We start from the raw sequence: 10,621 nt of genomic DNA, 5'->3' as shown, positions 1-10,621 counted from the left end.
TCGCTGGTCGCCGGCCTTGCCTTGGAGAGAATCGGCGCCCAGGAGTACCAGGTCGACCCGACCGTGCTTCTCGACCGCATGCGCCAGGGATATGGCGAGGAGGCTGCACGGGACCTGGCTCGACACCTCTCCTGAACCGTGCGCCTCCCGAGGTCGACCAGAGGACTGCAGCGGCGGCACCACCTGCTCCGCGCCATGACGAAGACGATCCGCCACGAGATCTACATCGTCGGCGGACGACTCACCCACACCGCCGCCGACTCCACCTGCACCTTCCCGAGCCTGGCCCTGGGCAGACGCACTTCTTGCCGCCCTGGGCCGCATCCGTGCACTACCCGCCCCCGCCGGCTGACCACCACCGACCCGACCACAACGACCAGCATCAAGGAGCAGGCCGGGCAGACCGGCGAACCCCACTTGCCCCTCCCCAACAATCAACACTGGTCAATCATCGCGTGCCGACCTGTCACACCATGAACCATCCGTGGATCCAGGCTCAGACGGTCAGCGGGTCCATCGACTCGTCCAGCATTCCGACAAGCGCCGCCCCGGCGGGGCTGAGCTCGTACAGGACGTGTCGGCCAGCCCGGCGCCGATGGACCACCCCGGCATTGGTCAAGGCGGTCAGGTGCTCCGAGACAGTGCTCGGCGCCAGCCGCAGCTGCTTCGCCAGGCCCGCGGTTGTGCCGGGCGCAGCGAGCGCCCGCAGGATCAGGGAACGGCCCTGCCCCACCAGGATTCCGAGTCGCGCCCCTGGACTGCACACGCCTCCCGACGTTCCACGCGCGGCGCCTGCCCTCTCCATCAGGCTTGCCACGCCCCGAGCCTGGTAGATGACCACCACATTGCCCGCCTCGTCGGTGATGCGCAGTGGACCATCGGTGCGAAAAACCAGCGGCATCACGTAGATCACGCCGCCGTCCATATGCGGCACTGCCGCGTGTCGGCGGAGCGTCCTGATCCTGCCGGGAACGTACACGCTCGTCAGCAGTGCTGTGGGGCCTTCAGTGGCCAAGGTCTGCGCTCGGTAGAGAACCTCGTCGTCGAGCAGCAGCTGCATCCGGCTCCAATAGGGCGCCAGCACGGCCTCCCAGTACGCCGCGAACCCGTCGGCAAGCCAGCTGAGCATCTCAGCCGGATCCTCCGCGGGATGGGCCATCCGTTCGGGCACGGTCCCCCGCGGCATAATTCTGGCCAGCCAGTCCGTCAGGCCTGGCAAACTGCCGGAACGCACGGTGTTCAATTCCTTCGGCAGCCCGGCCCGGGCCGGCGGGGCGGCCGGACAGAAATGGGCCGGCCACGGATTCGTCCGTTGTGCCTGCCACCAGCGCACAGGTGCGAGTTCGGGAACCCTGCTCACGGCCGCATGGGCCTCAGTCGACCACTGCGTGTATGGCCAGGGCGCCCGGCCCCCATAGCGGCCGAGAATCGAGAGGCTAGAAAGGGTTTCCCACAGTCGGCTAGTGGTGATCCTCAGTCCCGTGTAGACAGCCTCGTCAGCTTTTTCATGCATATGAGTCCCCCCGCAGGACAACATTTACGACGATGACTTAGCGTTCGCCTTCGACCGTCCATGCAGCGAACGCCGAATGACTCTGGCCGACGCATGGAATCGGTGCAACCCTTGCCGTCATCCCTACCGAGAGAATCAGCGTCATGTGGCACACATCGAGTGTACAGAGCGGACTGTCGGGAGATTCGGGCGCAACGATCGGACCTTTGTTGGGCTAGATAGATCGACCGGCGTCAACGACGGTAGCACAACAGGAACGCTTGGCAAGCCGTCAGGAAGCACCGGAGTACGACTCGCCGGGGGTGAGCTCGAGGGTCAGCGACTGGGCGCTAGCGATTGCGGTCAAACTTGACGGGGAACGCCTTGGCGGCCATGTCGCTGGTCTCGTCGGCCATGGCCACGACGGCAGGGACGGCTCCGAGAAGTGTCTCGGGCCCTTCGAGCGATTCCCGGCGGTTGAGCACCGTCAGCGGAGTGTGAGTCCCCTTGAGCAGCCGGGCAGGAACGGTGAAATCCACGTCGACCCCCGTCCGGGTCGTGGATGTCAGTGCCGTCGAGTAACAGGCCGGTCGATGAGCTTTGGCCGGAGAAGTGGACGACGTGCGGGCGCTGGTTGTTCAGTCTGTGGAAGAGATCGTCGGCCGTTGCCGCCGCCGAGGGCTCGATGGCGACCAGGTGGCGGTGTGGCGCCGGCGGCGACCCGGGACGGTCGGCGATCAGCGTCATCAGGGCTTCTCCACTGAGGTGCGCGGGTGCAGGAGGTGCCGTCGGCCCCCGGTTCGGGTGCAGGCCCGGCCGGCACCTCGGCGAGCGTGCCGGTCCCGAGCGGTGCGACGTGGACGCCGAGGTCGCCGTGCCGGGCGATCAGATGGTCAGCGCCACACCGGTCCGCGTCGTCGGGCCGGTTCAGGGGAGTGAGTGGCAGGCGACGACGCAAGCTTCTTGAGAGCTGCGTCACAGTGACTTTTTGGTGCCCTCGTCGGTCACTCAGGGTCAGCGAGGCGTCCTGGGTGGCCGCACTCATTGTGACCGGGCGTGTCACTGCTGGTTCGTTGGGTGAGCCGTTCGGCCTCGTTCTTCCGGCGGCGTGCGGGTCCGCACTCCACCTCGGAGGATGCCGGGAGCCCAGATCCGGTGCGGGCTTGCCGGGCGACGGCCGGAGCCGCTTCGGGGGTCGCTCGCCGGGTGTTGCGCCACGTAGTTGAGATGCTCAGAGAGTTACATGTATGACGTTAAGATGCGTTGTTGCTGAAAGCCTGGCTGCCGCTTAGGGTCACTGGGTACGGCGACAAGTTCTGAAGTCGTGAGCACGGGGGTGCTGATGAGCAAGCTTCGAGAAGCGCTTTATTTTCAGACACACGATTTACCTCAAGCGCGGGATGCGCGAATGGTGCTCGCCGGAAGGGTTGGGCGCCGGACGCCGGTCAACCGCCTTCTGCGCGGTAGGGCTTTCTCGCGGAGCGCCTCTTTCTGATCGCCGGAGTATGGTGCCGTCGCCCGCGCCCGTGGGAGCCTCCGTGGTCGGCGGAGGCGCCGGGTAGCCCGGCGGTTGTCCATTCTGTCGGGTCCGCCCAAGTGTAGCGGGCAGGTCAAAGGAGCGTTCGGGCCGCGATGTCCGCTGCCCGCCGTCAGGTGCGTCGGTATCTGCCGCGCGGTCGGCGCGGGTCGGACAGCACATCTGGGCGCCGTTTCGGAAAGCCGGGCAACTACCCGAAGGCCGCGAATTTATTTGTGACCTTGATAACCCGTGTGACGCTATTGAGATGGGTGAATCATGCGTATGTTGATGCAATCAATTGATGCTGCCTCGCAATGACGCGCGGGTTTCGCCGTTACTTCGGGAGGCGACGTTCGGCGGCTCGAGACGCAAGTTTCGCTGCTCGTCTGCATGTTGCGGGCGATCGATGCTCGTCGCCCCGACACTTACACACGCGGGCAGAGTTGCGCGCAATGTGCTTTCGGCGTTGCAACGCTTTCGCGTGGACTCAAAAGCGAAGGAGGTGATTCTGAATGACCGCAATCGAAGCAGTTGAAGAGACCGAGATCGAGATCGATGAGATCGAGATCGAGGGCGGCGACGCCGGCGACTCGGCGAACGTCGCGAACATCGCGAACATCGCGAACATCGCGAACATCGCGAACATCGCGAACATCTAAGGAAACAGGGTGTGTGCGGCGGGCGGGCTCCCGCCGCACACCTCCCGTTGCACATGGCCGAGGAGAAGGTGCCGTGGATCAGGAAGAAATCGGCAAGCGTATAGCTGCGGCAGGGCAGGTGGCAGCCGATTTGGCTCGACAGACTCCCGTGGACTCAGCCTACGTCGCCGGCTCTTTGACCGCGGGGTTGGGAAATGCGAAGAGCGATGTGGACCTCTTCATCCTGAGCGCTTCGGATAGCATGCCGGATGGACCGGTTCAATTCGCGCGCGACGGTGGACGGGTCGATGTGGAGTGGCTGACCCTAGCGCAGGCTAGGCGGGTGCTCGACGCTCTGGCGGGTATGGATCTGACCCGGCAGCGCCTTGTTGAACTTTGGCCGCACTTCGATGACCTCGACTGGTATGCGCGATTCCTGTCGTCGGTCGACGTCATCAATTCGCCTGCGCTGGAGAAGTTGCGCGCAAAGACCAAGGACGTCCGTCAGCACATCGATGACCTCATCGTCGTGCGTTGGGCGCTGGGCTACAACTCCTCGCTCGAGGATTTCCACGGTGCGGTCATCGAGCACGATTACGACACCGCTTCGTATTCGGGATCCGCAATGACAGTCGCCTCGGCTAAGGCGTACGTGGCCTCGCTCGGTGACATTTACATCGGTCACAAGTGGGTCTACAAGCAGCTGCGTCGCTCAGCTCCGCTCCTCGACCTATCCGCCTTCTCGTACTACTCCCGTGGGCACTGGGTGGCCGAGGGTGACGAGGGAGCAAACCGGATGCTCAGCTACGGGCAGACGCTTCTCGGCGCCGCCGCGCTCAATCGGCTGGCGGATACCCCGCTGCCGGAGCTGCCGACCGTTTTCGACGGGTCCGGTCCTCGGCGCGCGACCGAGTTCGTCCCGATGAGCATCGGTGACTCCGTACTCCTGCACCACGAGAGCGGCCGCCAGGTCAAGCTAACGGCTCGGGTGGCGCTGGTCTGGCTGTGGTGCACGGGGCCTGACCTGGAGACCGTCGTGGAGAACGTCCTGTCCTGCGCTGCCGCGCTGCCCGGGGTGTCCTTGACCGCCTCACAGGTGCGGACCGCGGTGGAGCGGCTGGTTCAGAGCGGCCTGGTGCGTTCTGCATGACCGCGGCTATCGAAATGGACGGGCGGGACGGTAGTAAGGCGTCCTTGCCGCAGGCTCTGCTGCTGGCGGGGATCGGTGTCTCGAGTGCGGGGACCGGTCTCGTTCTTCCCCTGACCGCGCTCTACCTGACCGGCATTCTGCAGGCAGGTTCGGGCGCTGTGGGCCTCTACTTCGCCCTGACCGCGGGATCCGCCTTCCTGGCCAACCCGTTCGCGGGCAGGATCGCGGACCGGCGTAGCCCTGTACCGGTCATTTTCGGGGCATTGCTGTTCCAAGCGGCGGGTGCCATCGTGCTTTCGCTGTCCGGGAATCTGGGGCAAGCGTCCGTCGCCGCAGTGCTTGCCGGGATCGGTAACGGATCCTACTACGCGGTGCTGATGCCGACGGTGAAGCTCATTTTCGGCCAGTCTGCACTAGGCCGGTTCTTTTCCCGCAACTTTATGATCGCCAATGTCGCCGTCGCCGTCGCGGCGGCCGCCTCCGGGGTGGTGGTCGCGAGTTGGGGAGAGCGCGGATATCGCTTGTGCTTCGCGGCGAACGCGTTGTCGTTCGTGCTCCTCGGCGTGGCTCTCGCCGCGCAGTTGAAACGGACGCCACCGGCGGAGCTCGGGAGCGACGTACGCGTCCGTCCGTTGGCGCCGTGGCGGCCCTACCTCGATGCGCGATTCGTCGCGCTGCCGCTCACGCAGATGTGCATCATCGGCTTCGGCGTCGTGCAACTCGAAGCCATCATGCCGCTGGTGTTGCACGACTACGGAGGATATTCGACCCGCATAGTCTCCGTCTTCCTGGCGGCGAACGGCCTCGCGGTGTTCGCCCTGCAGACGTTGACGGAGAAGTACGTCGAACGCATCGGGGAGATCGGCGCGCTGCAACGAGCGGTGATCGTCTGGATCGTGAGCCTGCCCCTGCTGTACCTCGGGTCCGTTTTCGCCGGACCTATCGGTGTGGCAGTGGTGATTCTCTACGCAGTGATCTTCGGGCTTGCTGAGACGCTCGTGTCGCCGTCCATGCAACCTTTGGCTGCGAAGAGCGCGCCCGAGGGAAGCCTAGGCACGTACGCCGCAGCCGTTTCAATGGCCTACAGCATCGGCACGGCCATCGGTCCGGCTATCGGCGCCGCAGTGCTGACTGCGGGCGGTGTCGCGGGATACCTGACGCTGCTGGCCGTGGTGCTCCTGGTGCCGCTGCCGTTGCTGGCCCGCCACCGTCGGGTGATGCGCCGGCCCGAGGTGTCGGGTGCCGGGGCATGACATCCAGCACCGCACTGGTAGAAGTGGCCGCTTTGACGCGCGTGGAGGTCGAAGCACGACGGGAGGCTCAGTACGAGCAACTCTTCCAACAGTGGACCAGCCACGTTCAGGCATGCTACGCGGGCGGCCCACGACAGGCCGCCGTACGCCTGGACGCGGGCGCCGGGCGGCTCCGGGTCGTGGACGGCCGGGCCAGGTACGCCGCTGCGGACCACGCCCGGGCGCGTGCCGGAGGCCTGTTGGAATCCGCCGGCGCGGGGACCGAGGACTTCACGGATCTCCTCGCCATGCGCGCCGCCTCGGCTGCGGCGGACCTTCCCATATCACTGCCCGGCGAGCACGGCCTTGTCGAGGTGCACGTCGTCGTCGACGTGTACAGCACCATGCACGTGGTCGCGGACACGGAGGGTCGTTGCGACGCCTCGGATCGGGTTCGATGCCGCACCACCGTCACCGCCCATGCTGCAGATCTGGCGCGGCAGGTCTCGTCCCGGTTCGTACGATCGACGACGCCGACCGAGGACGACCTGACCTCGTTCGCCCGGGATACCGTACGAATGTTGAGCCGGGCGCCGGCAGCCTCGGGTGAGCCCGGTTCCCGGCGGACCGCGGTGGTCCTCCGTCCCACGGCGGGCGCCGCCCTGCTCCACGAGCTGGTCGGACATGCCTGTGAGCACGACAACGCCTACAACGGGTCGCCGTACGCCCGGAGGCTACGCGACGCTGCCCTGTCGACGCCGAGCCTCACCATCCGTGACGAGCCCGGCGCGGCCCACGGATACGGCAGCATGACCGCTGACGACGACGGTGTCCCATGCGGTGGGCGGTCCATGGTGGAAGCCGGGCAGTTTGTCAGCACTCTTGCCAGCGTGCGCTGTGGGGCCTCGGGCGGTAACGGGCGCCGGGCGAACTACCGCTTCCCGACTCAACCTCGAGCCACCAACACCGTGGTGTCCAGCGGCGACGATCCGGCTGAGTCCTTGTATTCAACGGACTCGGGAGACCTGCTGGTTGTCCGGTCATTCTCCAGTGGACAGGTCAACCCGTACACCGGGCACTTCGACTTCACCGCGTCCGGGTGTGAGCTGTGGTCCGCCGACGGCGATCGAACTTATCTCGGAGACGTGCGCCTCGATGGGGACGCACTCGATGTCCTACACCGGCTGGAGGCGATCGGCGACGACCCGGCCTACGAGAGCATCTCGTGCGGCAAGCAGGGCCAATGGGTGGGCGTCGGGATCAGTTCACCATCGATGCGGTTCGTCGACATCTCCTGGACCTCGGCGGTGACGGCATGACCGCCCTGGCCGCTTTCAGCTCCTCACAGCGAATCCGGCAGACGGTCACCGCGATGGGACGTCCGGGCCGCACGACGGTACGAACTGTTCACGAGCCGCTCATCGCGTCGGCGCCCGATGGTGGTGGCGACGGCCATGTGGTGGTGGGCCCTGGGACAGCGCTCAGTGATCTCGCCCGTGACCACCTACTGCGCGCGCTGGGCGTCCGATCCGCCGTGATGGCCGACGCCGCGGCGCTTTCGCGGACGCGAGAATGCCCCGACGCCGGCGAGCCGGCGCCTATCGACGTATCGGCATTCTTGGCCTCGGCTGAGCGGCATGGGGTAGAGATACGGCAGGTCACGGTTTCCCGGTACGAGAGCAACCGGTGGTACCGGGCTCCGGGTGCTGCCGAGCGGGTGTGCGCCCACACCTGGTCTTCGCTGCGCGCGGAACCCGCTGCGGCAAACGGAACACCCATCGAGATCTTCTGGCACGCTGCTATCCGCCTGGACCGGGTACTCGATGCGGCCCGGATGCTCGTCGCCGGTCCCGAGCTGCCTGTGATGAACGGTAGAGGCTTCCGGCGGGCCCGCCTCACCCCGGATGCCATGACGGTGCTCCTCAGCTCACTGACCTCCGCCTACGTACGCCGCGGCGCCGCCGAACCCCCGGGCGGCGACGCGAGGTTCGTCCTGCGGACGTGCGAGGCCGATCTGGGAGTGCCGTTCGGACACTGCTTCGATCTTGACGGCGTCGACACCTCTGTCGCCGTGCTGAGCGGTCCGGGTCGGCAGGTGTGGCCCAAGCCGGGGGAGACACCACAGTCGGGTGTACTCGGTCACCGCACGACGCAGCGGTTCGCCCCCGTGCCGGTCTCCAGGCCCGGCGCCGTCACCCTCGAGGGCGACCAGATCGATGACGGCAGCGTCGTGGCGGGCTATTCGGGACTCGTCGTGACCCAGCTCGCCGAGCACGGTGCCAGCCACCTACTGGAGGGATCCGGCTTCTTCCTCCGGGCCCGGGGCCTCGTGCTGGACGCGGGTCGGCCGGTCGGCCGGTGGGGGCCGATCACGATGGCGCTGCGGGGCGACGAGGTGATCGGGCGTCTTCTCCGCGTCTTCTCCGACGGCGGCTTCAGCCGGATGAACGACCTGACGGTGCGCCGTTTCTGGGCCGACATGGAATGGGTTGACCAGTGAGCGATTTTCAGACTGGCGGGATTTCGGACAGCCTTGCCTCTGGGCGGAGCCGTGCGGACGGCGGCGTGTCCTTCATGTTGATCGGTCACCACCGTTCGGGGACCAACTTCCTGACCGACGTGCTGCAAGCCCACTCGCGTGTCAGTTTCATCGACGAGCCTTTGTCGATGCACACCCGGGGATTCCCCCGGACCGATCTCGAAAGGTGGGGCGCCGACTCCTACCACCCCGTCCATCTGCATGAGTCGTTGCGCGAGTATCCCCTATCGCAGCGGTTCTTCCGGGACCTCGTCAGCTACCTGGAGGCCGTGCCGTCGGGACAGGTGCGGGGGTTCAAGGAAACCCTGCTCTTCGAGAAGATCCCCTGGCTCCTGTCGGCCGTCCCACCGTTGCGCATCGTGCATGTGGTTCGCGACCCGCGGGCCGTGGTCGCTTCGCTGCTGAAGCATGACGTGGATCGTCAGTGGGGATACGCGGACCGGTTGACGGCCTACTTCGCCCGTCATCCGGACTCGCCGGTCGAACCGCTTCTGGAAACGCCCCTGATGCGATGCGTGACCAGTTGGAAAGTGCGGCAATACGAGTTCCGGGCGAGCGTGGAGGCGCTTCCGGTCGTCACCGTCCGCCTCGAGGACATCGTGCAGGACGACGAGACATCTCTCGCCCTCGTCATGTCCTTCCTCGGCCTCGAAGTGCAGCGGGAACAGCTCGTCCTGCGCAGGGAGAGCGAGCGGGAGACTCGGGGCGGAATGTACTCCACCTACCGCCACCGGGACGAGGTTCTCGACGGATGGCGCCGTCGCCTGAGCCCGGCGGACCAGGCATTCGTAACAGCCGCATGTGAGGAGGAACTGCATGACCTTGGGTATCTTTTCGCGGCCGTGCGCTGAGATCCGCGCCATGCTCCTGGACGACGCCATTCCCATCGGCGAGGGCCGGCGGTTGCTACGGAGCCCGATCACGGCCGTGCAGGCGGCATCGATTCTGAACACGATGCCGATCCGTGACGATCCGAACGACTCGTATACGAATGTGAACGTCATCAACCTAGACAACACCATCACGTACGACGCGGCCGGCTATCGACCGGTCGCCGGCCGAGAGAACCACCCGGTGACCGGTGTCAGCTGGTTCGGTGCCCAGGCGATGGCCGAGCAGGTAGGGGCGCGACTTCCTACCGTCGATGAGTGGCACCAGGTGATCCAGGCTCACATGAGCCCGTTCCCCTGGGGAAACGCGGCGCCGTCACCGGAACTGGCTAACTTTGACGAGCACATCGGACGCACGTCGCCGACCAGGGAGTTCCGGCCCAGTCTACTGGGCTTCTACGACCTGCTGGGCAACGTCGGCGAATGGTGCGATCTGCGAAACGAATCATCGGACGAGGCGCCAGTGGTCGGCGGGGGTTGGAACAAACCCATCGGAGCACAGTGGCACATGCCACGATGGAAGTGGCGGCGGATCGGCACTGTGTCCATCGGGCTCAGGTTCCTCTTCGATGCCGGTGAGCCACGATGAGCCGTACCATGTTCCGCTTCGCGGACCGCGTCGTGTCCGTCACCGGTGACGACGGCTTCCTCGCCGCAGCCGCAGGTCTCCTGGCGCCCTATGTCCGACGGACGGCGACGGCGGACGGGGCCACCCTCGTCGCTTCCCTGGAGTTCGAGAACACCACACGCTCGGAACACGGAGAAGCGGTCATCATCAAGGCGTTCCAGCAGGTACGCAGTGCGCTCTTGAACGTGGTGCTTCGTGATCATGCCCCGCTGCACGGTGCCGTCGTCACCTATGACGGCACCGGAATCGTCCTGACCGGGCCGAAGGGAGCGGGCAAGACCTCGTTCGTGTCGGCTCTGCTCCGATGTTCTCCAGAGTGGGATTTCGTCACCAACGACAAGTCGGTGGTGTCGCCGCATGACGGCTCGGTTCTCGGGCTGCCGTTCGCGGTAGCGGTCGGGCATGTCGGGCGAGCGATGGCGCCGGAGCTGGCGGATCTGCCGGCGCGGCCGAGCGTCGGCAAGGACTTGTTCTGGCCTGCGGATTTCGCTCGCGCCTTTGGCTCCCGGCCGGCTTCAGCCACGCCGCTGCAC

General features: G+C 66.1%; 11 protein-coding genes. 9 read left to right on the top strand and 2 right to left on the bottom strand.

Translation table 11 applies throughout. The annotated features are described in order from the left end of the window. The first annotated feature begins 195 nt into the window (after window positions 1-195). The gene (locus AB0G13_RS31815; protein ID WP_357882457.1) at window positions 196-477 is read left to right on the top strand and encodes a hypothetical protein; all 282 of its coding nucleotides are present in this window, start codon (window positions 196-198) and stop codon (window positions 475-477) included. A 19-nt stretch (window positions 478-496) separates the two neighbouring features. Here AB0G13_RS31815 and AB0G13_RS31810 read toward each other — a convergent pair whose 3' ends face one another. Continuing rightward, window positions 497-1,360 carry a winged helix-turn-helix domain-containing protein gene (locus tag AB0G13_RS31810; protein WP_357882454.1) on the bottom strand — a complete coding sequence of 288 codons (864 nt, stop codon included), beginning with the start codon at window positions 1,358-1,360 and terminating at the stop codon, window positions 497-499. Window positions 1,361-1,842: 482 nt separating this feature from the next. After that, on the bottom strand, window positions 1,843-2,031 hold the full coding sequence (locus AB0G13_RS31805; protein ID WP_357882451.1) for a hypothetical protein: 189 nt from the start codon (window positions 2,029-2,031) through the stop codon (window positions 1,843-1,845). Between the two features lie 1,492 nt (window positions 2,032-3,523). Here AB0G13_RS31805 and AB0G13_RS31800 point away from each other — a divergent pair. From AB0G13_RS31800 to AB0G13_RS31765, 8 genes are all read left to right on the top strand, one after another. After that, the gene (locus AB0G13_RS31800; RefSeq protein WP_357882448.1) at window positions 3,524-3,670 is read left to right on the top strand and encodes a hypothetical protein; all 147 of its coding nucleotides are present in this window, start codon (window positions 3,524-3,526) and stop codon (window positions 3,668-3,670) included. A gap of 73 nt (window positions 3,671-3,743) precedes the next feature. Continuing rightward, entirely contained in the window at window positions 3,744-4,799 is a 1,056-nt protein-coding gene (locus AB0G13_RS31795; protein WP_357882445.1) for a hypothetical protein, read from the top strand. A gap of 44 nt (window positions 4,800-4,843) precedes the next feature. After that, complete coding sequence (locus AB0G13_RS31790) at window positions 4,844-6,052, top strand: MFS transporter (protein ID WP_357882442.1); 1,209 nt, start codon at window positions 4,844-4,846, stop codon at window positions 6,050-6,052. Next, entirely contained in the window at window positions 6,049-7,350 is a 1,302-nt protein-coding gene (locus tag AB0G13_RS31785; RefSeq protein ID WP_357882439.1) for a metallopeptidase TldD-related protein, read from the top strand. The genes AB0G13_RS31790 and AB0G13_RS31785 overlap by 4 nt, the downstream gene beginning before the upstream one ends. Continuing rightward, window positions 7,347-8,531, top strand: coding sequence for a hypothetical protein (locus tag AB0G13_RS31780; protein ID WP_357882436.1), 1,185 nt, complete (start codon window positions 7,347-7,349; stop codon window positions 8,529-8,531). Before AB0G13_RS31785 ends, AB0G13_RS31780 begins: the two co-directional genes overlap by 4 nt. Further along, window positions 8,528-9,421 (top strand): sulfotransferase, encoded by an 894-nt coding sequence (locus AB0G13_RS31775; protein ID WP_357882432.1) that lies wholly within the window; start codon window positions 8,528-8,530, stop codon window positions 9,419-9,421. Before AB0G13_RS31780 ends, AB0G13_RS31775 begins: the two co-directional genes overlap by 4 nt. Next, window positions 9,387-10,049: an SUMF1/EgtB/PvdO family nonheme iron enzyme gene (locus tag AB0G13_RS31770; protein ID WP_357882428.1), complete on the top strand. Its 663-nt coding sequence runs from the start codon at window positions 9,387-9,389 to the stop codon at window positions 10,047-10,049. Before AB0G13_RS31775 ends, AB0G13_RS31770 begins: the two co-directional genes overlap by 35 nt. Further along, the coding region (locus tag AB0G13_RS31765) for a hypothetical protein (protein ID WP_357882425.1) at window positions 10,046-10,621 on the top strand (576 nt) is incomplete at its 3' end. The genes AB0G13_RS31770 and AB0G13_RS31765, both read left to right, overlap by 4 nt.

It is taken from the genome of Micromonospora sp. NPDC023633, from assembly GCF_040640035.1.
Lineage (GTDB): Bacteria > Actinomycetota > Actinomycetes > Mycobacteriales > Micromonosporaceae > Micromonospora.
Note: the sequence above shows the minus strand (reverse complement) of the source record. Positions and strands in the feature narration are given on the sequence as shown.